The organism is Stenotrophomonas genospecies 5 (assembly GCF_054473825.1).
On sequence record NZ_JBTMUW010000001.1, the window covers coordinates 1230780 to 1256856 of the forward strand.

Annotated in this window: 27 protein-coding genes and 1 pseudogene; 12 read left to right on the top strand and 16 right to left on the bottom strand. The window is 68.3% G+C overall.

What is annotated here, in order from left to right; all coding sequences use genetic code 11:
• Nucleotides 1-7 precede the first annotated feature (7 nt).
• The 4 genes from ACX9OW_RS05710 to blaL1 all read left to right on the top strand — a co-directional run bounded on the left by ACX9OW_RS05710 (nt 8) and on the right by blaL1 (nt 3509).
• Nucleotides 8-748 carry an MgtC/SapB family protein gene (locus ACX9OW_RS05710; protein WP_065176105.1) on the top strand — a complete coding sequence of 247 codons (741 nt, stop codon included), beginning with the start codon at nt 8-10 and terminating at the stop codon, nt 746-748.
• 119 nt (nt 749-867) lie between these two features.
• Complete coding sequence (locus tag ACX9OW_RS05715) at nt 868-1923, top strand: sensor histidine kinase (RefSeq protein ID WP_459062046.1); 1056 nt, start codon at nt 868-870, stop codon at nt 1921-1923.
• A complete protein-coding gene (locus ACX9OW_RS05720) occupies nt 1916-2557 on the top strand; it encodes a response regulator transcription factor (protein ID WP_065182324.1) in 642 nt (213 codons plus the stop codon). Before ACX9OW_RS05715 ends, ACX9OW_RS05720 begins: the two co-directional genes overlap by 8 nt.
• An 85-nt stretch (nt 2558-2642) precedes the next feature.
• Nucleotides 2643-3509 (top strand): L1 family subclass B3 metallo-beta-lactamase, encoded by an 867-nt coding sequence (gene blaL1, locus ACX9OW_RS05725; RefSeq protein ID WP_459062047.1) that lies wholly within the window; start codon nt 2643-2645, stop codon nt 3507-3509.
• Nucleotides 3510-3549: 40 nt separating this feature from the next.
• Here the strand turns inward: blaL1 and ACX9OW_RS05730 are convergent, their stop codons facing one another.
• Nucleotides 3550-4077 (bottom strand): DUF411 domain-containing protein, encoded by a 528-nt coding sequence (locus ACX9OW_RS05730; RefSeq protein ID WP_081284412.1) that lies wholly within the window; start codon nt 4075-4077, stop codon nt 3550-3552.
• Nucleotides 4078-4581: 504 nt separating this feature from the next.
• Nucleotides 4582-6873: an FdhF/YdeP family oxidoreductase gene (locus ACX9OW_RS05735; RefSeq protein WP_459062049.1), complete on the bottom strand. Its 2292-nt coding sequence runs from the start codon at nt 6871-6873 to the stop codon at nt 4582-4584.
• Between the two features lie 212 nt (nt 6874-7085).
• On the opposite strand from ACX9OW_RS05735, the gene fdhD reads away from it, so the two are divergent.
• Nucleotides 7086-7946, top strand: a complete 861-nt coding sequence (fdhD, locus tag ACX9OW_RS05740; protein ID WP_459062050.1) for a formate dehydrogenase accessory sulfurtransferase FdhD — start codon at nt 7086-7088, stop codon at nt 7944-7946.
• 44 nt (nt 7947-7990) lie between these two features.
• Here the strand turns inward: fdhD and ACX9OW_RS05745 are convergent, their stop codons facing one another.
• From ACX9OW_RS05745 to ACX9OW_RS05780, 8 genes and pseudogenes are all read right to left on the bottom strand, one after another.
• Nucleotides 7991-8536, bottom strand: coding sequence for a TetR/AcrR family transcriptional regulator (locus tag ACX9OW_RS05745; RefSeq protein ID WP_459062051.1), 546 nt, complete (start codon nt 8534-8536; stop codon nt 7991-7993).
• Nucleotides 8537-8540: 4 nt separating this feature from the next.
• Nucleotides 8541-10069: pseudogene (locus tag ACX9OW_RS05750) on the bottom strand (MFS transporter).
• Nucleotides 10070-10194: 125 nt separating this feature from the next.
• On the bottom strand, nt 10195-10941 hold the full coding sequence (locus tag ACX9OW_RS05755) for a hypothetical protein (RefSeq protein WP_111186902.1): 747 nt from the start codon (nt 10939-10941) through the stop codon (nt 10195-10197).
• Nucleotides 10941-11561, bottom strand: a complete 621-nt coding sequence (locus ACX9OW_RS05760; RefSeq protein WP_322522683.1) for a DUF3299 domain-containing protein — start codon at nt 11559-11561, stop codon at nt 10941-10943. The genes ACX9OW_RS05755 and ACX9OW_RS05760 overlap by 1 nt, the downstream gene beginning before the upstream one ends.
• Nucleotides 11551-12096 carry a DUF3299 domain-containing protein gene (locus ACX9OW_RS05765; protein WP_164152801.1) on the bottom strand — a complete coding sequence of 182 codons (546 nt, stop codon included), beginning with the start codon at nt 12094-12096 and terminating at the stop codon, nt 11551-11553. Before ACX9OW_RS05765 ends, ACX9OW_RS05760 begins: the two co-directional genes overlap by 11 nt.
• 2 nt (nt 12097-12098) lie before the next feature.
• Nucleotides 12099-13352: an ABC transporter permease gene (locus ACX9OW_RS05770; RefSeq protein ID WP_081284414.1), complete on the bottom strand. Its 1254-nt coding sequence runs from the start codon at nt 13350-13352 to the stop codon at nt 12099-12101.
• Nucleotides 13345-14037: an ABC transporter ATP-binding protein gene (locus ACX9OW_RS05775; protein WP_193395843.1), complete on the bottom strand. Its 693-nt coding sequence runs from the start codon at nt 14035-14037 to the stop codon at nt 13345-13347. The genes ACX9OW_RS05770 and ACX9OW_RS05775 overlap by 8 nt, the downstream gene beginning before the upstream one ends.
• Complete coding sequence (locus ACX9OW_RS05780) at nt 14034-14564, bottom strand: ZrgA family zinc uptake protein (protein WP_459062052.1); 531 nt, start codon at nt 14562-14564, stop codon at nt 14034-14036. The genes ACX9OW_RS05775 and ACX9OW_RS05780 overlap by 4 nt, the downstream gene beginning before the upstream one ends.
• 31 nt (nt 14565-14595) lie before the next feature.
• On the opposite strand from ACX9OW_RS05780, the gene ACX9OW_RS05785 reads away from it, so the two are divergent.
• The 5 genes from ACX9OW_RS05785 to ACX9OW_RS05805 all read left to right on the top strand — a co-directional run bounded on the left by ACX9OW_RS05785 (nt 14596) and on the right by ACX9OW_RS05805 (nt 18593).
• Nucleotides 14596-15084 (top strand): MerC domain-containing protein, encoded by a 489-nt coding sequence (locus tag ACX9OW_RS05785; protein ID WP_128989661.1) that lies wholly within the window; start codon nt 14596-14598, stop codon nt 15082-15084.
• 116 nt (nt 15085-15200) lie between these two features.
• On the top strand, nt 15201-15578 hold the full coding sequence (gene copC, locus ACX9OW_RS05790; RefSeq protein ID WP_053516266.1) for a copper homeostasis periplasmic binding protein CopC: 378 nt from the start codon (nt 15201-15203) through the stop codon (nt 15576-15578).
• Between the two features lie 9 nt (nt 15579-15587).
• A complete protein-coding gene (gene copD / locus ACX9OW_RS05795; RefSeq protein WP_053516365.1) occupies nt 15588-16472 on the top strand; it encodes a copper homeostasis membrane protein CopD in 885 nt (294 codons plus the stop codon).
• Nucleotides 16473-16503: 31 nt separating this feature from the next.
• Complete coding sequence (locus ACX9OW_RS05800) at nt 16504-17202, top strand: heavy metal response regulator transcription factor (protein WP_283219788.1); 699 nt, start codon at nt 16504-16506, stop codon at nt 17200-17202.
• On the top strand, nt 17199-18593 hold the full coding sequence (locus tag ACX9OW_RS05805) for a heavy metal sensor histidine kinase (RefSeq protein WP_459062053.1): 1395 nt from the start codon (nt 17199-17201) through the stop codon (nt 18591-18593). Before ACX9OW_RS05800 ends, ACX9OW_RS05805 begins: the two co-directional genes overlap by 4 nt.
• Here the strand turns inward: ACX9OW_RS05805 and ACX9OW_RS05810 are convergent.
• A complete protein-coding gene (locus tag ACX9OW_RS05810; protein ID WP_065176182.1) occupies nt 18553-19446 on the bottom strand; it encodes a LysR family transcriptional regulator in 894 nt (297 codons plus the stop codon). The genes ACX9OW_RS05805 and ACX9OW_RS05810 overlap by 41 nt on opposite strands.
• A gap of 107 nt (nt 19447-19553) precedes the next feature.
• Between ACX9OW_RS05810 and ACX9OW_RS05815 the strand changes: the two genes are divergently transcribed.
• A complete protein-coding gene (locus tag ACX9OW_RS05815) occupies nt 19554-20297 on the top strand; it encodes an SDR family oxidoreductase (RefSeq protein ID WP_459062054.1) in 744 nt (247 codons plus the stop codon).
• Nucleotides 20298-20331: 34 nt separating this feature from the next.
• Here ACX9OW_RS05815 and ACX9OW_RS05820 read toward each other — a convergent pair whose 3' ends face one another.
• The 3 genes from ACX9OW_RS05820 to ACX9OW_RS05830 all read right to left on the bottom strand — a co-directional run bounded on the left by ACX9OW_RS05820 (nt 20332) and on the right by ACX9OW_RS05830 (nt 23523).
• Nucleotides 20332-22686 carry a GH92 family glycosyl hydrolase gene (locus ACX9OW_RS05820; RefSeq protein ID WP_459062055.1) on the bottom strand — a complete coding sequence of 785 codons (2355 nt, stop codon included), beginning with the start codon at nt 22684-22686 and terminating at the stop codon, nt 20332-20334.
• Between the two features lie 91 nt (nt 22687-22777).
• Entirely contained in the window at nt 22778-23101 is a 324-nt protein-coding gene (locus ACX9OW_RS05825; RefSeq protein WP_346480227.1) for a thioredoxin family protein, read from the bottom strand.
• Between the two features lie 5 nt (nt 23102-23106).
• Nucleotides 23107-23523, bottom strand: a complete 417-nt coding sequence (locus ACX9OW_RS05830) for a baeRF12 domain-containing protein (protein WP_065176180.1) — start codon at nt 23521-23523, stop codon at nt 23107-23109.
• A gap of 166 nt (nt 23524-23689) precedes the next feature.
• Here ACX9OW_RS05830 and ACX9OW_RS05835 point away from each other — a divergent pair, with 166 nt between their 5' ends.
• Nucleotides 23690-23914 carry a hypothetical protein gene (locus tag ACX9OW_RS05835; RefSeq protein ID WP_368865967.1) on the top strand — a complete coding sequence of 75 codons (225 nt, stop codon included), beginning with the start codon at nt 23690-23692 and terminating at the stop codon, nt 23912-23914.
• A gap of 29 nt (nt 23915-23943) precedes the next feature.
• Here the strand turns inward: ACX9OW_RS05835 and ACX9OW_RS05840 are convergent, their stop codons facing one another.
• Nucleotides 23944-25452, bottom strand: coding sequence for a sensor histidine kinase (locus ACX9OW_RS05840; RefSeq protein WP_459062056.1), 1509 nt, complete (start codon nt 25450-25452; stop codon nt 23944-23946).
• A gap of 96 nt (nt 25453-25548) precedes the next feature.
• Complete coding sequence (locus tag ACX9OW_RS05845) at nt 25549-25953, bottom strand: response regulator (protein WP_065176179.1); 405 nt, start codon at nt 25951-25953, stop codon at nt 25549-25551.
• Between the last annotated feature and the right edge of the window lie 124 nt (nt 25954-26077).

Sequence of the window (26077 nt, forward strand, 5' to 3'; positions counted from 1 at the left end):
GATCCTGATGTCCGCCATCAACCTGAACCTGCCCGCGTTCAACGCCGGCGCCACGCTCGGCTCGCTGCTGAGCCTGTCCACCGCCTTCGTCCTCGGTGCCGCCATCGGCCTGGAACGCCAGCTGCGCCAACGTACCGCAGGGCTGCGCACCAACACGCTGGTAGCCGTCGGCGCGGCGGTGTTCGTCGACCTGGCTGTCCGTTTCCACGACCTGTACGGCGGGCCGCCGTCGCCGCTGCACGTGGTCGCCTACGTGATCTCCGGTGTCGGCTTCCTGGGCGCGGGCGCGATCATGAAGGAGGGCGCGCAGGTCTCGGGCCTGAACACCGCCGCCACCCTGTGGGGCTCGGCGGCAGTGGGGGCCTGTGCCGGCATCAAGCTGTTGCCGGAGGCGGTGATGGCCACGCTGTTCGTGCTCGCCGCCAACACGCTGCTGCGGCCGGTGGTCAACCGCATCCAGCGGCAGCCCTTGCCGGAGACGTTCAGCGAAGCCGTCTATGCCATCAATGTCGTCTGCCAGCGCGAACAGCAGGCCGAGGTACTGGATCGCCTGCTGCTGTTGCTGGAACAGGCCCAGTACCCCGTGCGCGCGGTGGACCACCATCCGTTCGGCGAGCGCGATGTGGAGATCGAAGCGGTACTGTATGCCACCACCGCCGATGGCGACGAGCTGGATGCGGTTCTGGCGGCGTTATCCACCACGCCCGGCGTCCTGCAGGGGTTCTGGAATGCCAGCCTGGAGGAGTGACGCGAGATCATCGCGCGCACGTGCAGCGCGGCAGCCGCTGCCGTCCAGGTGCACACGCAGAGCCACGGGAGGCAGAGCCGGCTTTGCTATCCTTTCCATCCCGCCAGGGAGCTGTCCCGATGCCTTCGCTGTCGTCCCGCCGTCCACTGGTGCTGCTGGCCCTGATCGCCTCCGTAGTGGCGATCTTCCTGCTCGACACGTTGACCGACTACGCGGTGGCAGCCGCCTGCTTCTATGCGGCGGTGATCCTGGCAGCCTCGCGGGTGCTTTCGCCGCGCGGATTGCTGGCCCTGGCCGTGGCCTGTGTCGCCCTGACCGGCCTGAGCTTCGTACTGACGCGGTTCGGCACCTACCGCATCGGTCTGGTCAATTCGGTGATCGGCATGCTGGTGATCGCCATCACCACCTGGCTGGCGCTGAAAATGGAAGCCGCCAAGGCCGCCGTGCAGGAGGCGCAGGCACGCCTGCTGCGGGTCGCCCGCGCGTCCACCGTCGGTGAGCTGACCACGTCCATCGCGCACGAGGTGAACCAGCCGCTGGCGGCCATTGCCAGCAGCGCCGACGCCTGCCAGCGCTGGCTGGCGCAGGAACCGCCGAATGTTGACAAGGCACGGCAGGCGCTGTCACGCATCCTCGCCGACGCGCATCGTGCCGGCGATGTGATCGCCCGCATCCGCGGACTGACCCGGGGTGCGGCACCCCAGCGCGACACCTTCGACCTGAATCAGGCCGTGGAGGAAATGCTTGCGCTCTCGCGCAGCGAACTCGACCAGCATGGGGTGACCGTGGCCCTGCTGCTGGAGCCGGACCTGCCGCCGGTGCAGGCCGACCGCGTGCAGGTGCAGCAGGTGATCGGCAACCTGATTCTCAATGCCGTCGATGCGATGGAAGGCGTAGCGGTGGCCGAACGCCGGCTGTCACTGCTGAGCCGGCGCGACGGGCAACGGATCACCCTGAGCGTGCGCGACCGTGGCATCGGCCTGCCGGCGGAACAGCCGGAGCGCGTGTTCGAGGCATTCTGGACCACGAAGTCGAGCGGCCTCGGCCTGGGCCTGAGCTTGAGCCGCTCCATGATCGAGGCCAATGACGGCCACATCCGCGCGGAACGCGTTGCCGGCGGTGGCGCCTGCTTCGTGTTCGACCTGCCTGTTGCCATCGGGGACCGCCATGCGTAGACCCGCTGCACCGGCCGTCGAGCCGGCGCCCATCGTGTACGTGATCGACGATGATCCCTCGGTGCGCGCGGCGCTGGAGGATCTGCTGGCCTCGATGGGCCTGCAGGTACGGGGCTTCGCGTCCACCCAGGCGTTCCTCGAACAACCGCTGCTGGATGCGCCCGCTTGCCTGGTGCTGGATGTGCGCATGCCGGGCCAGAGCGGCCTGGAATTCCACCGCGGCATGCGCCAGCGTGGCCTGCACCTGCCGGTGGTGTTCATCACCGGCCACGGTGACATCGCGATGGGTGTCAACGCGATCAAGGACGGTGCGATCGAGTTCCTGACCAAGCCCTTCCGCGACCAGGAACTGTTGGATGCGATCCACAAGGGCATCGGCATCGATCGCCAGCGCCGCCGCGAAGGCGACGAACTGGGCGCCCTCCAGCAGCGCTGGGAGTCGCTGTCGGCCGGCGAGCGCGACGTGGTGGATGGCGTGGTCCGGGGCCGGCTCAACAAGCAGATCGCTGCGGACCTGGGCGTCAGCGAGATCACGGTGAAGGTGCGCCGCGCCCAGGTGATGCGCAAGATGGGCGCGCGCACGCTGGTCGACCTGGTCCGCCTGTACGACCGGCTGCGGGCCGGGCTGGACTAGCCTTATGGGAGCCATGAAATCTATGCGGAACGCGGCCGACGAGGCCCATGCTAGTTTCTGCGCCTCCTTCCAGCGAACCCTCACGATGCGCTCTCTCCTGCCTGCCCTCGTCCTTGCCGTGGCGGTCCCGCCGGTACACGCAGCAGAGCCGCCCCTGCCCCAGCTGCGGGCCTACACGGTGGATGCTTCATGGCTGCAGCCGATGAGGCCGCTGCAGATCGCCGACCACACCTGGCAGATCGGCACCGAAAACCTGACCGCACTGCTGGTACAGACCGACGACGGCGCGGTGCTGATCGATGGCGGCATGCCGCAGATGGCCGATCACCTGCTGGCCAACCTGCAGCAGCGCGGCGTCGCACCGCAGCAGCTGCGCTGGATCCTGCTCAGCCATGCCCATGCCGACCACGCCGGTGCGGTGGCCGAACTCAAGCGCCGCACCGGCGCGCAGATCGCCAGCAACGCCGAAACGGCCGTCCTGCTGGCGCGCGGGGGCAGCAACGATCTGCACTTCGGCGATGACATCACCTTCCCTCCGGCCAATGCCGACCGCATCCTGATGGACGGCGAGGTCGTGTCGCTGGGCGGAATGCACTTCACCGCGCATTTCATGCCGGGTCACACACCGGGCAGCACCGCCTGGACCTGGAACGACACCCGCGATGGCAGGCCGGTACGCATCGCCTATGCGGACAGCCTCAGTGCGCCGGGCTACCGGTTGCAGGGCAATCCCCGCTATCCGCACCTGATCGAGGACTATCGCCGCAGCTTCGCGACCGTGCGCCGCCTGCCCTGCGACGTGCTGTTGACCCCGCATCCTGGCGCCAGCGGCTGGGACTATGCCGCAGGCGCCAAGGCCAGTGCCGCAGCGATGCGCTGCAGCGCCTACGCGGATTCAGCCGAGCGCAGTTTCGAGGCACAGCTGGCCAGGGGACGCGACAACGCGCACTGAAGCCGTGGCGGCCTGTGAGCCGCCACAGCAGCAGCGACCCTCAGCCGCCCTGGCCGTGGTGGGCGAACGGCTCGGTGCTGCCGTCACCGCGCACCAGTTCCACCGTGTACGGCTGCACATAACCGTCGGGCATCTCCATGCCGGGCGAACCGGCCGGCATGCCCGGCAGCACCAGTCCACGCGCCGCAGGACGCTCCTTCAGCAGCCGCTTGATGTCCTCGGCCGGAACGTGCCCCTCCACCACATAGCCGTCGATCTCGGCGGTATGGCAGGACCCCTTGCCGACCGGCACACCCAGGCGCTGCTTGATCGGGTTCATGTCATCGGTATCCCGTACGTCCACCGCGAAGCCCGCGGCCTGCAGGTGTTCGATCCAGACACCACAGCAACCGCAGCTGGCGGTCTTGTGGACGATGGCGGTCGGCAGCTGCGCATCGGGGACGGAGGCGGCATCGGCCGCTGCGTGGGCATGGCCCGGCGCCGCGGCCACCTCTTCGGCTGCACGGGCGCAGCCGGCGCCGGACAGAATGCTGGCCAGCAGCAGGCCGAGAGAGAGAGAACGGTTCATCGTGTTGGTTCCTTTGTGCATGCGGGCGGAACGCCCGCGACCCACGCATCGAAGGCGCGGGAAAATCGGGAATGGGACAGGCTGGACAACAGGCGGCTGGCGCCTGCAGGCCATCACACGATGGGAGGTCGCAACGCGTCGGTCAGGGGCGGCGGCACAGGCCGTCGTGCAAGGGCAGCGCGTGGCGCCTCACGCCAGGCGGTTATCGCCACGGCGAAAGAGGTCGCCGGCACGCCGGTACACGCCGGAGGGCACGGGCAATCACTCGCTCCGCAGTCGCCCGATGATCGATCGCCGCAGCATCCGGCCCGATCCACGGCCGTCTCATGCAACGCGGCGCAGTGCTCCATGTCGCCCTGCCCACCGTCGCCCGATGCGGCCCGCGCCAGCCCGGGTGCGGTCAGCACCAGGGCAGCGAGCAACAGCCAGCGCAGCAGGAGAGCAGCAGCATTCATCACCGGCATCATAGCCGATGGGCGTGGCGGGCCGGGCCGCCGCCCGGCCCTAGGCGGTGTCTGCGCTGCCTGTGTCTGCTCGCATGCGCACCGGAATCGACTTCGCCGCAGGCGTGCCGCTGAGGCGATCGTAGTAGTCCAGCGGCAGCAGCGCATTCAACTCAGGGTAGTAGCCCGCCAGCGCGCCCCGTGGCATGGGGTAGTCGAGCACGGTCAGCCCGTCGATGCGACGCCGCACGCCATCTGCGCTGAGCGTCTCCAGGCTGACCCGCGCCTCCTTCTCCAGACCGCGTGCCAGCCGGTCTTCGATGTTCATGAACACCACCCTGCGATCGTTGTACACGCCGCGATAGCGGTCGTTGTAGCTGTAGATGGTGGTGTTGAACTGGTCATGCGAACGCACTGTGGCCAGTCGCAGCATGTCCGGATCGTGCACCGGGTCGTCCACATCCAGGCCCGGCATCACCAGGATGTTGGCCTTGCCGTTGGCGGTGGGCCACACCCGGCGGCGCGGTGCAATGTCCAGATGGAAGCCGTGCGGCTGCCGGATGCGCTCATTGAAGCCTGCATAGATCTGCGGGTACACGGCAGCGATCAGGTCACGGATCCGCGCATAGTCATGCCTGCAACCTGCCCAGTCGACCCTGCTGTCCGGCAGCGTCGCCATCGCCATGCGACAGACGATCTCGACCTCCGGCAGCAGCTGGTCGCTGGCCGGCTCAAGAACACCGCGCGATGCGGTCACGTTCGACATCGCATCCTCGATCGTCACGAACTGCTCGCCTGCGGGCGTGACGATACGTTCCGAGCGCGCCACTACCGGCAGGATCAGCGCATCGCGCCCATGCACCAGGTGCCCGCGGTTGAGCTTGGTGGCGATACCCACCGTCAGCTGCAGGCTGCGCATGGCTTCGTAGGCCCGGGGCGTGTCCGGCACGGCACGGATGAAATTGCCGCCCAGCCCGATGAACACCCTGGCGCTGCCGTCGAGCATCGCCTCGATCGATTCGACCACATGATGCCCGTGCTCCCGCGGCGGATTGAAACCGAACACCTCCTGCAGGCGATCCAGATACGCTGCCGCCGGCTTCTCGTCGATGCCGACGGTACGATCGCCCTGCACGTTGGAATGACCCCGGATCGGGCCGATCCCCGCCCCCGGCTTGCCGAAGTTGCCGCGCAGCATCAGCAGATTGGCGACCTGCTGCAGCAGCCGCGAACCATACTGGTGCTGGGTCAGGCCCATGCCATAGCAGATCACCGTGGCATTGGAGCGGATGTAGATCTCGGCGCAGCGCCGGATCTGCGCCTCCGAGATGCCGGAGACCCTGACGATGTCGTCCCAGTCCTGCGCCATCACGTCCGCGCGCAAGGCCTCCAGGCCGACCGTATGTTCATCCAGGAACCGATGGTCGAGCACGCGCTGGCCCTGTGCCTCGCGCTCGAACATCACCTTCATCATGCCTTTGATCAGCGCCAGATCACCGCCGATGCGGATATGCACGAATTCGCTGCTGATCTCGGTGGAGCCGAAGGTCGCCATCTGCACCACATCCTGCGGCTCGGCAAACCGGATCAGGGCGCGCTCGGGCATCGGGTTGACCGCCACGATCGGCACGCCGCGCCTGCGCGCCTCGACCAGGTTGCCCATCATCCGCGGCGAATTGGTGCCGGTGTTCTGGCCGATCACGAAGATCGCCTCGGCGTGCTCGAAATCCTCCAGGACGATGGTGCCCTTGCCCACACCGATGGAAGGTGGCAGGCCACGGCTGGTCGGCTCGTGGCACATGTTCGAACAATCGGGGAAGTTGTTGGTGCCGAACTCGCGTACGAAGATCGAATACAGGAACGCCGCCTCGTTCGGCGTGCGGCCCGACGTGTAGAACTCGGCCTGATGCGGGCTGTCCAGTGACCGCAGGTGACGGCCGATGAGTGCGAACGCCTCGTCCCAGCTGCATGGCACATAGTGGTCGGTGGCTGCGTCGTAACGCATCGGCTCGGTCAGCCGGCCCTGCATTTCCAGCCAGTAGTCGGTCCGCTCCATCAGCTCGCTGACGGTATAACGCGCGAACAGCTCGCGATCCGCCCGGAACCGGGTCGCCTCCCAGGCCAGTGCCTTGGCCCCGTTCTCGCAGAACTCCAGTTTCCTGCGCTCGTCGGCGTCGGGGAAGGCGCAGCTGGGACATTTGAAGCCAGCGGGCTGGTTCATCGCCAGCAGTGCCCTGGAGCCGTTGCCGATCACGCTCTGCTGCAGCAGAACCCGGGCGGTGGCGCCGGCCGCACCCCAGCCGCCTGCGGGCTGGTTGTAGGGCTTGTAACGAGGGGGTTTCTGCTCGGACATGTTCGAAGACCTGGCGCCAGGAGACGAGACTGCGAAGGGCACGACAGACAGAGTCAAGCACGCCCGGGACCGCTTCGCCAGAGCCGCCCCGCATCTCCCAGCGCGCCCCCTCCGGGTCGACGGAGTCTGCTGCATTGCCACGGACGCACTGCGCTATCCTCGGGGCGTGGGCCAGCAGCCCATGACACGCTCACTCTGTCCGGACACTCCGCATGGCTGACTCGCCCCCGCCGCCCTCTCCGCCTGCCGGCACCGCGCAGCGCACGTTGCAGCGCTGGCGCGAGGGCGGGCTGCAGGTGCAGGCGCAGGCGCAGGCCGACGTGGTCGCCGAAGAGGTGCCGGTAGCGCTGCACTACAACGGCACCGTGTTCGCCGTGATGATGGCCACGCCCTGCGACCTGGAGGACTTTGCGCTCGGCTTCTCGCTCAGCGAGGGCTTGATCACCACGCCGACGCAGCTGCTCTCGATCGATGTGGGGCCGCAGCTGGAAGGCATCGAACTGCGGATGACGGTTTCTGTCGAGGCTCCGGGCGCCGGTCTGGATCCGGCCGATGGCCGCCTGCTGCCCGGCCGTGGCGGCTGCGGCCTGTGTGGAACACGGCAGCTCGAGGATGTGCTGCGGCCCCTGCCCCCGGTACGCGAACGACGGACCTACGCGCCGGCGGCCCTGCAGCGGGCACTGGCCACGCTGTCGCAGCACCAGCCGATGAATGCGGCCAGCGGCTCCACCCACGCGGCCGCCTGGGCCGACGCCAACGGGCGCATCGGCTGGGTGCGCGAGGACGTGGGCCGCCACAATGCACTGGACAAGCTGATCGGCGCCCTGCATCACAACGAGCACGCCATCAACGGTGGACTGCTGCTGATTTCCAGCCGGGCCAGCTACGAGATGGTCAGCAAAGCAGTGCGCGCCGGTGCCAGCGTACTGGCCGCCGTGTCCGCGCCAACGGCGTTGGCGATCGATCTGGCGCGCAGCGCAGGGCTGTGCCTGGTCGGCTTCGCCCGCGGCAGTGGATTCAATGTGTACACCCATCCAGAGCGGTTGCGGCCGGAAGACATGCCAACGGCATGAACGCGGCCATGGCGGGACCCGCCATCGTCAGTGGGCAACCCCCATCATCGGCCGGGTGACAACAGGCCCGCGATGCGCTCGGCCACCTGGGCGCGCACCGCGTCGTCCAGCTGTCCTTCGTACATGGCCTCGTAGATCCACAGCCCATCGGCCGCCAACCGTGCCACGAAATTGTCCAGCGCCGCAGGATCAACCACGCCGGCCGGCGGCGGCGATGGCGCCCAGCGCTGCACGGCCGGGCTCCACGGCCGCTCACCGGCCTCCGGGTCCACCGATTCGAGCATGAACATCAGCTCGGCGCGCGTCGCGCTCTGCGCCGACACGCGGACGAAGGTCTGATAGCGCTCGAGCGCCGTGGCCTCGCTGGCACGCTTGCCGAGCAGCGCTTCCATCGACGCCTCCCAGTTGTGCACCAGGTGCTCGTCGATGCCGCGCAGCAGTGCATCGCGCGACGGGAAGTGATACAGCAGGCCGCCGCGCGTGAGGCCGGCTTCTGCCGCCACCGACTCGAAGGTCACCGCGCGCACGCCGTCTCGATTGATCACGTTGACGGCGGCATCGAGGATGCGCTGGCGCTTGCTGGTTCTCATCGCACTACTTTACGCGATCGGCCGCTCCCTCGCGGCTCCCCGCCCGCGCAGCAGGCGCGCGATCAGCGCTGCACCCACGGCCAACACCGCGGTGATGACCAGCAGTACGATCTGGTAGCTGCGGTCATAGGCGGCGGTGGCGCCGGCGAACCACTCGCCCGGGCCGGCTTCGCGGGCGACCTGCTGCGCCTGGGCGAATCCTTCCCGCGCCAGTGCCGGAACATCCGCCGATACCGGCAGGAAGGCGCCGTACATCGCTGCGCCCAGGCTGCCCAGCATCGCCACCGCCAGCAGGCCGCCGAATTCGTAGGAGACCTCCTCCACGGAGGACGCCATGCCCGCACGGTGCGCAGGCACGTTGTTGAGGATGGCGGTGGATGCGACCGAGATTGCCGAGCCCATGCCGAACCCGGTGATCGCCATGCCGGCGACGACCCAGCCCAGTCCGTGCGGAAAACCGAACGCGACCACGCCCACTCCCAGTGCCCCCGCGGCCAGTCCGCCGCAGATCAGCGGACGCAGGCCGACGCGGTGCAGGATGCTGCCGCCGAGCAGCGCGCTGGGCAGGCTGCCCAGCGCCGCCACCGATACCAGCAGGCCCGCCTGCAATGGCGTGAATCCGGCGACCAGCTGGAAACGCTGGGTGGTCAGCAGTTGCAGGCCCGCCATCGCAAACAGGGTGAACACCGCAGACAGCGTACCGGCCAGGAATGCCGGATTGCGGAAGATCGCGAAGTCCAGCAGTGGATGCGGCAGGCGCTGCTGGCGGCGGGCAAACGCGGCGCCCGCCGCCAGCGCCAGCACCGATGCCGCCGCGCCGAGGCCATAGGAAGGCGGCGTGGCGATCAGCGATTTGATCGCCAGCACCAGCCCCGACAGCGCCGCCAGCGCCAGCAGCGAGGACAGCAGATCCCACGGCCGGGACGTGTCGCGCTGCCCCTCCGGCGCCAGCAGCAGCGTCGCGACGAAGGCCACGATCACCACCGGCACGTTGACCAGGAACACCGATCCCCACCAGAAATGCTGCAGCAGCCAGCCACCGATGATCGGTCCGAGTGCGGCGCCGACGATCGCCACCGAGCCCCAGATCGCGATGGCGATGTTGCGCTCACGCTCTTCATGGAAGCTGAGGCCGATCAGCGCGAGCGTGGCCGGCATCATCGCCGCGGCGCCCACGGCGAGCAGCGCACGGGCAGCGATCAACTGCGCTGCGGTGACAGAGAACGCTGCCGCCAGCGAAGCCACGCCGAAGACCACCAGGCCGATCAGGAACATGCGACGGTGACCGATGCGGTCGCCCAGCGTGCCCGCACCGAGCAGCAGGCCAGCCATCACCAGTGGATAGGCATTGATGATCCACAGCGCCTGACCCGCGCTGGCGGAAAGTTCCGCCGTCAGCGTGGGCAGCGCCGTGTACAGCACGGAGTTGTCCAGCGTCACCAGCAACAGGCCGGCGGCCACCGTGAACAACAGCGCCCAACGCCGGGCACGGGACAGGGCCGGAGCATCGGCCAGGGGCTGGGACAAGGCCATGGGAACGGACCTGGGCAAAAGGGGGTGAATTAACTATACCGGATATCCTGTATAGTTATGGCGCTACAGGGACGTGTTCAGGTTTCGACCCAGGCACTGTTCAGCCGCGGCAGGCGCCGCTGGTGCTACCTGCAGTCCACCGGCAACGCCGCCACCGCCGCGACCACCTGTTCCTGCATGCCCTGCCCCACGGCCATGTCGAGTTCGCCCGCGATGTCACCGTGCTGGCGCCGCAGTTCGTCCTCGCACAGGCTACGCACCCGGGCCCGCGCGTTCGCCCGCAGCGACGCACAGCGCCAGTCCGCGTCGCCGAGCGGCAGTACCGAATAAACCACGCTGTTGCATGCGTTGGAGGCCCGCTCGCGCAGCGTATGCCCACCGAAATCCCGCGGCGCCCTGCTGCGCGTGGGATCGAAGTAGCTGTCCGGGAAGGTGCGTGCATACTGCTCGATATCGACGTGCAGCACGCGGCCACCGGCCGCTGCGAGGGGCAGCGGATCCGTGCAGCGGGCACTGTCGGCGCGGTGCTGGATGTAACGGTAGATGGGACGGTCAAGGCCTGGATCCTCCGCAGTCACCGCACTCACCGCGGCCAGTACCGGCAGCGCGGCACGGTTGGCCATGCGCGCGAGCAGCCCTGCCTCTGCCGGCCGGCAGCGGTCGCGCAGGGTTGCCACCAGCAGGAATGCCACGTCGTTGCGGAAGGCCGCATCGTCCCCCATCCGCCGCTCGATCCGCTGCCGCATCTCATCGGTGGGCGCCACGGAAGTGGCCTGCGGCGGCTTCGGCTGCGCTGTCCGCAGGTACAGCCACCCGACCGCCGTGGCCGTCACCGCCAGCAGCGCCATCGCCAGTAGTGGACGCCCGCGCATCAGTTGTGGATCGGCGTCAGTGTGGCGGCCGCCACATCGTAGGAAGCGCTGGCGATGTCGGCGTCGAAGCGCTTGACCTGCACCCGCCCGGCGAGTCGATAGGGGTCCCACAGCGCACCCAGCGTGATCGGCGTGGCCAACGTCACGTGGATCATCTGGTTCGGCGGTGGTGGGGGTACATGGATGCAGGCACCATAGAACGGGACGAACAGCACCTCGTCCACGCGTCCATCGTCGGTGGTGCCCAGGGGCACGACGTAACCGTCCAGGTCCACCGCACGTCCATCCACCGATGCCACCACGCGCGAAGAGCCGAACTGCCGGGCGCGCTCCGGACGGGAGTGGTCGATCGCCTGACCGGGCGGCGTGCCGGCGCCGCTGTCGTCAATCAGGCCACCGACGCCGGCCATGCCGTCGCGTGACAGGCCGATCTGCGGCGGCGGTCGCTGGAAACGGTCCTCGTCCGGCATCAGGGCGTCCCAGCGGTCGATCGGGCTTGCCGACGGAGACGGCGCCGCCGCCGGCAACGGTGCGGGGTGCTGTCCGGCACCGTCGGGCACGCGGGCGCATCCGGCCAGCAGCGCGCATCCGGCGAGCCATGCAAGGCAATCACGGCGCATAGGGTTTCAGCCGTGCATCGCGCATGCTGTAGGCAGAGCCTGCCAGCTCATCGTCCAGGCGCTCGGCGTGCAGGTTTCCGGCCAGGAAGAACGGAGCGTACATGTCAGGCATCTCGATTGCCCGGTCCAGTACCACGTGCACGATCTGGTTCGGCGGCGGTGGTGGCACATGGATGCACGCGCCGTAATACGGGACGAACAGGAATTCACTGAGCCGTCCTTCCGCAGTACTGGCGAGCGGCACCACGTAGCCCGGCAGGCGCACCGGGCGCTGCAGCACGGCGTCGACGGTGCGGAACGTGCCGAACTGCGGCATGCGTCGGCTGCCGTTGTGCTCCACCTCAGGGCCTTCGCCACGTTCCAGCGCCGCCAGCTCGTCGGCGGGCATCATCTGCAGCCAGTCCAGCTCCTGCTCTTCCACGGTCGCTGCGCCCTGATCCGCCACCGGTGGCGGCAGCGCCTGCACGCCGGTGTCGACCGGCCGCTCGCAGGCAACCAGCATCAGCAACACTGGCAAGCCACCCAGCCGGCGCATGCTCATCCCGGCGACGCCAGACCGTCGGCGAGCGTGCGCCGGTAGGCCAGCGCGGCCGGCAGCAGGCCCGCCACGGCGCTGACCAGCAGCAGGCCCGCCACCCAGCCCAGCTCGCGCGCATCCGGCCAGACGTGGGTGATCGACAGGCCATACTGCGCCAGCGCCCAGCTGCGTCCCACGGCACTGGCCAGCACAAGCGCCGCCAGTGCCAGCCCGCACGCCAGCGCGCTGGTCGCCACCGCCTCCACCACCAGTAGACCGGCGATGTAGCGCGGACGCGCGCCGACCGCGCGCAGCACCGCCATCTCGCGGCGCCGCTCCTGCAGGGTTGATACCAGCAGCGCCACCAGCGAGACCATTCCCAGCAGCACCACCATCGCGCTGATCAACCGCAGTGCCCGCTCGGCCGTGCCCAACGATTGCCACAACTGCTGCAGGGTGACGCCCGGCAGGATCGCCAGCATCGCCTCCTCCGGATAGTCATTGATCGTGCGCTGCACGGAGAACGTCGCGATGCGGGTATTCAGGCCAAGCATGAAGGCGGTGATGCTGGTCGGGGTCAGATCAAGCCGCCGCGCCTGCTCCGCGCTGACATGCTGGCCGGGCAGCTGCACGCCGGAACGCCAGTCGATGTGGATGGCTTCGATCGCCGGCAGCGATACCAGTACCGACGCATCCACCGGTGTTCCGGTGCGCTGCAGGATCCCCACCACGCGGAACGGCTTGTCGGCATGCGTGGCCAGGGGCACCGCCCCGGTGCCATGCGCCAGCACGATCGGGTCGCCCGGCGTGATGTTCTGCGCCTGCGCCACCTCCGCGCCGATCACCGCATCGTACAGGTCCGAGAAGGGCCCGCCCTGTGCGAAGACCAGTTCATGACCGGCACCGTAGCGGTAATGCTCGAAGTAGCCGCCGGTGGTGCCGACCACGCGGTAGCCCCGCCAGGAATCGCCCAGCGAGAGCGGCACCGACCACTTCACCTGCGGCAGCGCCGACAGCGCCTGATAGGACTGCCAGGAGACATTGTTGGTTGGATCACCGATATGGAACACCGAATAGAGCAGCAGGTTCACCGGTCCGGAGCGCGCACCCACGATCAGATCGGTTCCGGACACTGTGCTGGCAAAACCTTCATGCGCCTGCGTGCGGACCCGCTCCACGCCCAGCAGCAGAACCACGCTGAGGGCGATCACCAGCACCGTGAGGGCAACACTGAGCGCGCGGCTGCGCAGGCTGGCCCAGGCAAGTTCAAGCATGGGCAGCTCCGGCATGATTGATCTCGGCCAGGACGATGACCCGGTCGAACAGAGGCTGCAGGCTTTCATCGTGGCTGACCACCAGCGCGGTGGTGCCGCAGGCCTGGCATTGCCGGGTCATCAGGCGCACGAACGCGTCCGCCGCGTGCCGGTCCAGTGCCGAGGTGGGCTCGTCGGCAAGCAGCACCTGCGGCCGCCCGATCAGTGCGCGTGCCGCTGCCACGCGCTGCTGCTGGCCGACACTGAGCCTGCCCGCCGGACGGTCCATCAGCGTCGGGTCGATCTGCAGGGACTGCAGCAGCCGTGCGATCTCCTCGTCCAGCGCTGCGCCGACGCGCTGCCTGCGCAGCCGCGAGAAGCGCAGACCCAGCGCGATGTTCTCGCGCACGCTGAGGAACGGCAGCAGGTTGAACTGCTGGAAGATCACGCCCAGCTGGTCGGCACGGAAGCGGTCGCGGGCCGGACCGTTCATCGCATGCAGGGAGTGTCCGGCGACGTCGACCCGGCCCTGGCGAGCGCGCAGCACGCCGGCCAGCACACCCAGCAGGGTGCTTTTGCCACCGCCACTGGCACCGCGCAGCAGCACGCTGCTGCCCGCATCGACGCGCAATGCCGGAATCTCCAGTACCGGGCGATCGCCATAGGCGAAGCGCAGGTCCTGCACATCGATGACCGCCGCACTCACGGCGCAAGCACCACGCGCAGAGTGTCGGCGGTCAGCACGTGCCGTCCCTGTCCGGCGGGCGTGGTGCTGTTGACGATGACCTCATGCAGGCCAGGGAACAGCACCGGCAGGCGGACCACCAGCACCCGCAGCGCGGACGGATGCGCGCACTGGAAACGCAGTCCGGCACTGAAGCCGGCATGGCCGTGGTGCCCGGCGTCGCGCATCGGGTCTGCAGCGAATCCGTCGGCGGCCACGCTGCTGGCGGCAAGGCGGCACTGGGCCGCAGTCGGCAGGGTGACCCATGCGCCTTCCTTCAGCAGTGCCTTCGCACGTGCGAGCGCGGCGCGCTCCTGCGGGGTGGCGGGCGGTCGCTCGAAATCGAGCAGGCCGATACCGGGGGCCTGCATTGCCAGGTCCAGTGTTCCCCGTTCGAGCGCCACATCGACCGTGGCCTGGCCATGCACATGCGCGCACTGCTGGCGCACCTCATGGGCGTGGGCGGACGCCGCAGAAAGCAGCAGCAGAAACGTGGCGGGAAGCTTCATGAGGGTACCGTTAGTGTTACTATGTAACATTATGGACCACATCCCCACCGTTCCTGCAAGGGGTCTGCCACAGCCGCCAGCATCGGCACGCTGGCATCCCCGTTTCGATCTGGCCGGCGCAGGGCTGTCATTGGCCTGCGCAGCGCACTGCATCGCGCTGCCGCTGCTGCTGGCCTTCGTCCCGGCGGCCATGATGGCGTTGCGCTCGTTCCAGCACCCCGGCCATGCCCTGATGACCACCCTGCTGCTGATGTCACGCTGGGAGTGGGCGTTCGCGTTGCTCGCCTCGCTGCTGGCGCTGGCCAGCACCGCTGCGGGCCTGCGCCGGCACCGCCACTGGCTGCCGATGCGACTGGCCCTGGCTGGGGCTGGCCTGCTGTTGTCCGCATCGCTGTATCCACCGCTGAAGGAATCGCTGCTCTGGCACGGCATGGCCACCGCCTGCGGCGGTGGGCTGCTGGCGATGGCCCACCTGTGCAACCGCCGCGCCCTGCGTGCCTGCCCACGCGCGCGCCGATGATGGGAAGGGCGGGTCGGCCCGGCACCGGCCAACCTGACAGATCGGTAATGTCCGGGTCAGGGCCACGAAAGGTGCCCGCCGTCAGCCTGAGCGCCCCATTCCTGCAGGCACCCACCATGTCGTCTTCGCTCCGCCGCTCCGCCGCTCTGCTCCTGCTGCTGCCGGGCGTCGCCGCCGCTCCGCTGGCCCTTGCACACCCCAGCCTGGTGAAGGCAACGCCCGCCGCCGATGCCAGCGTCGCGCCTGCCAACCGCATCGAGCTGACCTTCAGCGAGCGGGTGATGCCGCGCGCCACCCGCATCGAACTGAGCATGGCCCATGGCCGCACCCTGATGGCGATGCCTGCCCTTTCCCAGCAGGTGTCGGACGATGGTCACCGGCTGGTCGTGAGTTTCGCCAAGCCGCTGCCTGCCGGAGACTATCGCCTGCAGTGGCGCGCCGTCGGCCAGGACAGCCACCCCGTCACCGGCGACTATCGTTTCAGCGTGAAGTAAGCTGCGGTGGTGATCGAACTGTCTCCCTATGCCCTGCGGCTGGCGTTGTACCTGGCCTTGATGCTGCTGTTCGGCAGGATGCTGTTCATCCGCCCTGCGCCTGCGCGTCGCATGTTCCTGCCACTGGCCGTGATCGCGCTGGCAGTCGTGCTGCTGGACGCGGCGGTGCGGGTGACAGGCGTGCTGGGGCTTCCGCTTGCCGCGGTCGATCAAGCGACCGTCGCATGGTTCACCACCGCCACACCGGTCGGCGAAGCGGCACTGGTGCGTGCGCTGGCGCTGCTGGCAATGCTGCCGCTGCTTGCCGCAAGCGCGAAAGTGGCCGGGGCACGCCGTGTCATCCTGCTGCCGCTCTCGGCGGTCGCCCTGGCAAGCCTGGCCTGGAACGGCCACGCCGCCGCCGGCGACGGCATCCGCGGTGCGCTGCGCCTGGCGGCCGGGACCGTCCACCTGCTCGCCGCAGGCGCATGGGTCGGCGCGATCGCCGCGGTGCTGCATCTGGCCCTGCGCACCCAGGGCCCTTCCCTGCGTGAACGCACCCATGAACTCTGGCAGGTGGCGCATGGTTTCGCCCTGCCCGGTACGGTAATCGTGGCCCTGCTGGCGATGACCGGCACCTATACCTACGTGGATCTGCAGGGCTCGCTGCAGACCCTGTTCAACACCGCGCACGGGCGCTGGCTGCTGTTCAAGCTGGCCCTGGTCGCGGGCATGCTCGGCCTGGCCGCGCTGCACCGCTGGCGGCTGGTGCCGGCACTCGCCACCGCCATCCGTGGCGGCTGGCAGTTCCGCCCGCTGCGCTCGCTGCGTCACAGCCTCACCTTCGAGGCCGCACTCGGGCTGCTGGTACTGGCCTGCGTGGCCGTGCTCGGCACGCTGGACCCGCTGGCATGAGGGCGGCGCTGCGCGGGCCGGCATGCACACGATGAAGCTGCTGATCGTCGAAGACGAGCCCAAGACCGGCAATTACCTGCGACAGGGCCTGATCGAAGCGGGCTACGTGGTCGATCTCGCCTGCGACGGCGTGGACGGCCTGCATCTGGCGGCAAGCGGCGAGTACCAGCTGGTCATCCTCGATGTGATGCTGCCCGGTCTCGATGGCTGGAACGTCCTGTCGCGCCTGCGCGATGCGGGGTGGCAGGTGCCGGTGCTGTTCCTGTCGGCGCGCAGCAGCATTGCCGACCGCGTGCAGGGGCTGGAACTGGGTGCCGATGATTACCTGGCCAAACCTTTCGCCTTCGCCGAGCTGCTGGCACGCGTGCGTACCCTGCTGCGACGCGGCCAGGGCCAGTCTCAGCCTGACCGCATCGTCGTCGCCGATCTGGTGGTGGATACGCTGCGCCGGCGCGTGGAGCGCGGTGGCCAGCGCATCACACTGAGCCCGAAGGAATACGCGCTGCTGGAGCTGCTGGCACGACGGCGCGGCGAGGTCCTGCCACGCTCGTTGATCGCCTCGCAGGTGTGGGACATGAATTTCGACAGCGACACCAATGTCATCGATGTGGCGATACGCCGCCTGCGCGCCAAGATCGACGATGGCTTCGCCGAAAAGCTGGTGGTCACCGTGCGCGGGATGGGCTACGTGCTGGAGGCACCCGAGGCCGAAGCAGCGCAACCGCAATGAGCCTGCCACGCTCCATTGCCGTCCGCCTCACCGTGCTGTTCGCCACGGTCGGTACGCTGGTGCTGGCTGCACTGGGCGTGGCGATCTATCTGAGCGCGCGCCATGATCTGGTCGCACAGGATTTCGCCGAACTGGAGAACAAGGCCGCGTTGATCGCCGACCTCGCCGGCAGCGGCACGTCCGATGAGCGCGCCCAGCGCCTGGGCGATGCGCTGCGCCACCATCCCGATATCGCCTTCCACATCGTCGATGAGCAGGGCGGCGTGCTCTTCTCCACCGCGCCGGAGGCCTTGCGCGCGCATGCGCGGACTCAACCCGCCGACACTGAACCGCGCCGCCATGACTGGACGCTGGCCGACGGAAGCCGCCTGCACGCCCTCAATCTGCGGCAGACGCTGGCCGATGGCAGCCGCCTGGCCACCCTGCTGGCGATCGACGATGCGCGCCATGCGGACTTCCTGCAGCGCTTCCGCCACCTGCTGGCCGTCGCTCTGGTCACTGCTGCCGTGGCCAGCAGCCTGCTGGGGGGCTACGTCGTGCGGCAGACGCTGCGCCCACTGCGCACGCTGGCCGACGAGGCCCGCCATATCACCGCCGGACGACTGCAGCGCCGGCTCACGGCCGAGCACGTGCCCGTCGAACTGGAACAGCTGGCGCAGAGCCTGAACGGGATGCTGGCGCGGCTGCAACAGGACTTCGAGCGCCTCAGCGGGTTCTCCGGAGACCTCGCCCACGAACTGCGTACGCCGATCACCAACATGCTGACCCAGGTGCAGGTGGTGCTCGCGCACCCCCGCAGCAACGAGTCCTATCGCGAGACGCTGCTCTCCTGCGCGGAAGAGCTGCAACGGCTGGCACAGACCGTGGGCGATCTGCTCTATCTGGCCCAGGCCGAAGCACCCGGCGCCCTGCCCTCGCGCGAGGGGGTGGCGCTGGATGCGATGGTCGATGCGCTGCTGGAGTTCTACGATCTGCTGGCCGAGGAGCGCCAGCTCACGCTGCGGCGGGAAGGCAGCGCAGAAGCCAACGGCAACCGCCTGATGCTGCACCGGGCGGTCGCCAACCTGCTTTCCAACGCCCTGCAGCACGCCACGCCGGGTACGGAGATCGTGGTGCGGCTGGACGGCACCGGGCCCATGAGCCGGATTGCTGTCCACAACCTCGGTCCGTCGATTCCCATGCAGGCACTGCCCCGCTTGTTCGACCGGTTCTTCCGCGGCGAGCGCGGCCGGCACGAGGGCGCCGGGCTGGGATTGGCGATCACCCGCGCCATCGTGCAGGCCCATGGTGGATCGGTGAGCGTGGTCTCCGACGCATCGGGCACCGTGTTCGAGCTGGCCCTGCCGGGCGCTAGCGGTCCGGCGCAAACACGCCGGCAATCCAGTCGATGAATACCCGCAACCGCGGCGACGGCGTGCGGTTGCGCGGGTGAACCAGGCTCAACGGGCTGGGTGTGGGCGGCGATTCCGCCAGCAACTCCAGCAACTGACCACGTTCGATATAGGGATCCAGCCGGTAGCGCGGCGCCTGGATGATGCCGAGCCCCGCCAGTGCCGCCCCCAGGAAGGCATCTGCGCCGGATACCCGCACGGTTGCCGGCAGAGGCACATGGCGCACCTGCCCGGCCTGCTGGAACTCCAGAGGAATCAACTGTCCGCTGGCACCGGAACGGAAACCGACCATCCGATGACCGGACAGCAGCGCGTCGATGCTGTCCGGCAGCCCATGCGAACCCACGTAGGACGGTGAGGCAACGGTGACTTCGCGCAGCAGTGCCAGTCGCCGCGCGACCAGATCGCTGTCGGCCAGGGTGCCGACCCGAAGCGCGGCATCCACGCCTTCGCGCAGCAGATCCACGTAGCGATCCCCCTCGCTCACGTCCAGCTCGATGTCGGGATAGCGCTGCAGGAACTCGGGCAGGTGCGGAAACAACAGGTGCCGACCAAGCGTTCCGTGCACTTCGATGCGCAGCGTGCCGCGCGGCGGGACATCACGGAATGCGGCTTCGGCATCGTCCATGTCGGCGATCAGGCGCAGGCAGCGGCCATAGAAGGCTTCGCCCTCGAGGGTCGGCACCACCCGTCGCGTGGTCCTGTGCAACAGCCTCACCCCCAGCCGCCGCTCCAGCGCCTTGATCGCGTCGGTCACCGTGGCCCTCGGCAGCCCCAGGTCCTCTGCAGCGCGGGTGAAGCTGCGACGTTCGACGATACGGACAAAAGCGCGCAGGGCGGTGAATCGATCCATTGTTCGAACATCCGGATGATGTTGTCGGATTCTCCATGATTATCCGGGCGGCAGGAACCAGCAAGATGATGGGGCGCCACGCGGGCGCGTCTTCGAAGGAAGCCTTCATGTCCCGCTCCTCTCCCCGTACAGTCGCCCTGGTCACTGGCGGCTCCCGCGGCATCGGCGCCGCGATCTCGCGTCGGCTGGCGGCCGACGGCCATGCGGTTGCGATCAACTATGCCGGCCGCCGCGAAGAGGCTGATGCCCTGGCCGCCGAGCTGGTCTCCGCCGGCGGCCAAGCCATTGCGCTGCAGGCCGACGTGGCCGATCCGCAGGCGGTGAGCCGCTTGTTCGATGCCGTCGAGGCTCGATTCGAGGGCATCGATGTGGTGGTCAACAGCGCCGGAGTGCTGCAGCTTGCGCCGCTGTCAGCCACCGACGACGCGTTGTTCGATCGGGTCACCGCCATCAATCTCAAGGGCGCCTTCAACGTGCTGCGCGAGAGCGCGCGACGCGTCCGCGACGGCGGCCGCATCGTCGCGCTGTCAACCAGCGTGGTCGGCCTCAAGCTGGAGAACTACGGTGTCTACGCCGCAGGCAAGGCGGCCGTGGAAACCCTGACGGCGATACTCAGCAAGGAGCTGCGTGGCCGTGGCATCACGGTCAATGCCGTGGCACCCGGCCCGACCGCGACCGACCTGTTCCTGGAGGGCAAGTCGCCGGAACTGATCGAGCGCCTGGCGCAGATGAATCCGCTGGAGCGGCTGGGCACGCCGGACGACATCGCCGGCGCGGTGGCTTTCCTGGCTGGAACCGACGGCGGCTGGATCAATGGCCAGGTGCTGCGAGCCAATGGCGGGATGGTGTGACAGCAAAGCCGCCGGGCATGGCCCGGCGCTACCGTTACGGCGTTGACATCGAGTACGGCGCCTGCGCGCCCTGCCCGGGCCAGTCCCTGTTCGGCTCGGCCTGCATGGTGAAGCGCAGCTCGCCCCCGGCCATGATCTCGTCGTGGCGCAGGAAGGTGCGCTGCAGCGGTTTGCCGTTCAGGGACACACTGCCCACATAGGTGTGCCTGTCATCCAGCCCCTCGGCCACGATGGTGAAGGTCCTGCCGTTGGGCAGGCGCATGGCGGTCCTTGGCAGGAACGGGCGGCCCAGGATGTACTCCCCCGAGCCCGGCGCCACCGGATAGAAGCCCAGCGCGGTGAACACGTACCACGCCGACATCTGGCCCACGTCATCGTTGCCGGCCAGGCCATCGGGACGGTCGGCGTACTGGGTCTCCATGATCTGCTTCAGGCGCGCCTGCGTGCGCCAGGGCTGACCAGCGTAGGCGTAGAGGTACGCAACGTGATGGCTGGGCTCGTTGCCATGCGCATACCAGCCGATCAGGCCGGTGATGTCTTCCATGTGCTCGAAGACCGCCGGATCGACCGTGGCGTTGAACACCTCGTCCAGCCTCGCCAGCAGCCGGTCGCTGCCGCCATGCGCGGCAGCCAGGCCCGCCACGTCCTGCGGGACGTACCACGAGTACTGCCAAGCATTGCCCTCGGTGTAGTCGGTGCCGTAGCCGCTGGCGCTGGGATCGAACGGGGTGCGGAAACTGCCGTCGCGCTTGCGGGCACGCATGAAGCCGGTGTCCTTGTCGAAGGCATTGCGCCAGTTCGCCGCACGCTTGTCGAATGTCGCCGCGATCTCGCTCCTGCCCATCGCCTGCGCCATGCGCGCGATGGTCCAGTCGTCGAACGCGTATTCCAGGGTCTTGCTGGCCGCTTCGCCCTCTTCATCGATGGGCACATACCCCAGCTCACGGTACTGCGCGATGCCGTCGTAGGGACCGTAATTGGCGGTCTCCACCATCGCGTCGAGCGCCTTTGCGGCGTCGAAGCCGCGGATGCCCTTCACATAGGCGTCGGCGATGACCGGCACCGCGTGGTAACCGATCATGCACCAGTCTTCCAGGCCGTGGAACGACCACACCGGGAGCATGCCGTACGGGCTGTGTTCGTGGTGAGCCAGCATCGAGTTGATGAAGTCGCTGTTGCGTTTTTCCGGCTGCACCAGAGTCAGCAGCGGATGCAGCGCCCGGTAGGTGTCCCACAACGAGAACGTGGAATAGTGGGCATACCCCTTGGCGACATGCACGGCGTTGTCGGGGCCGCGATACTGGCCATCCACATCCATGAACAGCGTCGGCCCCAGCATCGTGTGGTACAGGGCGGTGTAGGCGCTACGCCGCGCATGCTCCGGCGCATCGATGTCCAGCACCGATAGTGCCTGCGTCCATTCCTGCCGGGCCTGCGCGCGCACGCGGTCGAAGTCGAAGTCGGCGACCTCGGCATCCAGGTTGGCGATCGCACCGGCCTCGCTCACGGGCGAGATCGCCACCTTCACCACCAGCGGAGCATCCAGCCTGCCGAAATCGAACGTGCCGACCAGCTGGCGGCCTTCGATCTGTGCGCGCTGTGCCGGATCTTTCTCACCCGGCGGCGGGAAGCCCTTGTACACGATGTCCTGCTCGGTGTTGTGCAGCGCATGGCCTGCCAACGGTTGCGAGAAGCGCATGGCGAAATACAGCTGGCGCCCCGGCGCCCAGCCGCGGGTCTCGCGGAAACCGGTGATGGTGCCGTCCGTACGCACCCGCACCCGCGACCACAGCACCTTGCCCGGGTAGTCGTACATGCTGGTCCGCATGTCCAGCAGTACCTTGGCATCGACGCCCTTGGGGAAGGCGTAGCGATGCACACCGACCCGGGCGCTGGTGGTCAGTTCGGCGCGCACCTTGTAATCGTCCAGGGTCACCGCGTAGTAGCCCGGTTCGGCCTTTTCGTCGTCATGGCGGAAGCGCGACGCATAGCCACTGCGGGGCCGTTCGGGGTCGCCGCGTTCCAATCCCGGGTTTCCGGTGAACGGCATCACCAGGATGTCGCCGAGATCAGAATGCCCGGTGCCGGAGAAGTGGGTGTGCGAAAAGCCGACGATGCTGCTGTCGTCATAACGGTATCCGGCGGCCCAGCCGTAGGCCTTCTCACGCGGCTGGATGCGCGTGTCCGGGCTGAGCTGGACCATGCCGAAGGGTATCGTCGCGCCGGGGTAGGTATGCCCCTCACCACCGGTACCGATGAAGGGGTCCACCGAGGCATACGCCTTGTCGGCGGCGGACTTCGAAGGCGCTGCCCAGGCCGCGCCGGAGGCGAGCATGGCGGTGGCGGCGAAGGCGATCAGGAGACGACGGTCCAGCGTGGGCATCGGCATTTGGATCGATTCAGATGGTCTACCGATGCTAGCACCAGTGCCCGTGCATCGCATGCTGCAGTGCGGCCGCAGTCCCCGGTGCAGCGTGCCCTCAGTCGGGCAGCGCGCCCTCCAGCGCGGCGAGATCGGCACGCACGCGCGGACGCACCACGCGTGCCACTTCCCGGCCGTCGTGCAGCAGGATCACCGTGGGCCACAGCTTCACCTGGAACGAGCGCCCGAGCGCCCGCCCTTTCCCATCCTCGATCTTCCAGTGCGCCAGATCATGTGCTTCCACGACCTCCTGCAGCGCCGGCTGTGCCGCCTGGCAATGGCCGCACCAGGGCGCACCGAATTCCAGCAGCTGCCAGCCGTCGCGCGCCTCCACTTCGGCGCGTGACGGCTCGCTGGACAGCTGCGTGCGCATGAAGGGCACCGAGGTTACCCCGCCAGGCTGCGCTGGATGTCTGCCAGCGGCGCGTTGGTCAGGTCCTTGGCGATGTCGCCCAGCAACCGTGCCTGCGTCTCCTTGTGCAGCAGCGGACGGATCCGTCCGAGCGTGGTGGGGTCGGCCACCAGCAGCAGGTGGGCATAGCGGTTGTTGAGCGCATCCTCGTTGAGCTGTTCGGCCACCTGCTTGGCGAAGGTGGCTTCGTTGAGCTGGGCGATGGACATGTCCTTGGGAACGGCACCGGCCGGGCCCTGCCCGGAGACGCCCGTGTCGCTGATGTCCTGCAGCCGCAGTTCGCCCTCCTGCTTCAGCGTGAGCTGCTGCGCGCTGCCGACATTGGTGAACACCCGGGCCGAACCACCATCGGCCACCACCACGAGCGTCCCCTCGGGAATCGTTCGTGCCATCGCTGCCTCCTCGTACGGGTTTCGAATGTTTCTGCAGCACCACCCTAGGTCGCCCGCCGTAACCGTGGCGCGCACACAATGTGATCCATTCGTTGGAATGGAAGATCGCGGCTCAACTTGCCCCGGCGCCGGCCGCTACCCACGGCATCACCGCGAGGATCCCCCCATGTATGCTGCCTCCCTGCTCCATGTCTGCTTCGCCGTTGGCCTGGCCGTCGCTGGATGCGCCGGCTGCATCCACCAGTTCCTGCAGGGCCAGCCGGTGCTCGCGCTCGGCATTGCCCTGGCTTCGCTGATGACCACGGGCACCGCGCTGGCGACGCGTCATCTGGCGGTACCGGTCGCGATGGCGCTCGCCTGCACCCTGATCGGCGCAGCCGCCACGCACTGACCCGGCCAGCCATTGAAGGAACGCAGGCGCTACCCGCGCGGCGGCGACAGGCTGGAGGTGGCATCGGTCTGCAGCAGGCTGTCGCGCTCGCGCAGCGGCAAGCGGATCCACGCATCCACGCCCTGGGGTGAGAACGCAAGTTCGCCGCTGCCGCCAAGCTCGTAGGGAATGCGCTGTTCGACCAGCGCCCGACCCAGCCCGCGATGCGAAGGGACGACCCAGTCGTCGTTCACCGCGCGCCGCTCGCACCAGTGCAGGTCCAGCCAGGCTTCACCGTCGATGTCCTGCATCGACCAGGACACCTCGATCCGCGTATCGCTGTGCACCGATGCGCCGTGCGTGAGCGCGTTGCTGGCCAGTTCATGGACCGCCAGCGACAGCACCTCGGCCGCCTTGGGCGGCAGCAGCACGTCCTCCTCGCCCTGCAGAAGGAATCCGTCGGGCGCGTGTCCCTGCACCGCGATCTCCTGGTCCAGCATGCCACGCAGGCTCACCCCGGCATTGGCGCTGCGGGTGAGCAGGGTCTGCGTGCGGGAGAGCGACATCAGGCGTGCGCACAGGCGGTCAGCGTACTCGTCCACGCTGTCGACCGATTCGCGCGTGCGCCAGGCGATGGCGTGGATCGTGGCCATGATGTTGCGCACGCGGTGCTGCAGCTCGGCCAGCAGCACCGCCTGCCGCTCGGTGGCACGCTTGAGATCATCGATGTCCACCGCGATGGCGAACACGCCCGTCACCTCGCCGTCGACATCTCGCAGCGGCGCCGCCGCGACCCGCGTCCAGCGGACACACCCATCATCGTGGGTGAACTGGAACTCCAGTCCGGGCACCACGGTTTCTCCGCGCAGGGCCCGTGCGATGGCGAAATCCTCGGGTGCGATCGGGCTGCCATGGGCATGCCAGCCCTGCCATCGGTGCTGGTTGACCGGATCGGCCGAGGGCACCTGGCTGCTGGGAAGATACGCGCGCATCTGGTCGTTCGACAGCTGCATCTGCCCCTGCGCATCGACAATGCACAGGCCGACCGGCAATACTTTGAACGCCAGCGCCAGGCGCCGGTCGCTCTCCTGCCGCCGCCGCTCCTCGCGCTCACGCGCGGCCTGTGCCACGTGCGCTGCCGTGGTCTCGAACATGGTGACCAGCACACCACCCACCTGCCCTTCCTCGCCGCGGAGCGGGCTGTAGGTGATGGTGAACCAGACGTCCTCCAGCCGGCCCTGCCGGGCCAGCGGGTACACCTTGTCCTCGAACGTGACGGTCTCACCCTGCCAGACCCGGTCGTAGATCGGCCCGTTGATGTGCCAGACCTCGGGCCAGCAGTCGCGGGTGGGCTGCCCCAGGCCAGCGGGATGCTTGTCGGCAAGGATCTCGGCATAGCCGTCGTTGTAGAGCTGGATGAGCTCCTGGCCCCACAGGATGATCATCGGAAACCCATGGGCCAGCATCATGTCCACGGTGGCGCGCAGATGCGCCGGCCACCGTTCTGTCGGGCCCAGCGGCGTCCTCGACCAGTCGTGGCGCGCGATGCGGGCATCCATGCCGTCGTGCAGTCCACCCAGACGATGCTCCGAAGCTGCTGCACCGCGCACGGACGGGGAAGCAGCGGTATCCAATCGCCGGCCCATGCCGCGCAGTCAGACCTTGCCCGCAGCAGCCCGCGGTGCGGCGACCAGTCCGGCCAGCTGACGGGCCAACGCGTCGATATGGTAGGGCTTGGGGCAGCGCGGCGCGCTGGCGAAGCGGCTCGGCAGGTTGTCGTCGTAACCGGAGGTCAGCAGGAACGGCGTCCCCGCCTCGGACAGGCGGTCGGCCAGCGGGTACACCTGCTCACCACCCAGGTTGATGTCCAGCAGGGCGACGTCGATCGGGTGATCATCGACCAGACGCGCCAACTCGCGCAGGTCACCGGCTGGGCCCACGACGTGTGCACCCTTCAGCTGCAGATAGTCGGCCAGGAACATCGCGATGGCGAATTCATCTTCGGCCACCAGCACCCGCAGACCCTGCAGCCCCTCCCGTTCATCGCCCGACTCCAGCACGCTGTACTCCCTGACACGCGCGGCCCGCCCGGCCGCAATGCCCGCAGGATGCGCGAGTTGCCCTACAAGAACGCGTGATGACGGATGAAGACAACAGCGAGACCGCATTCACCTCGGCCAAACA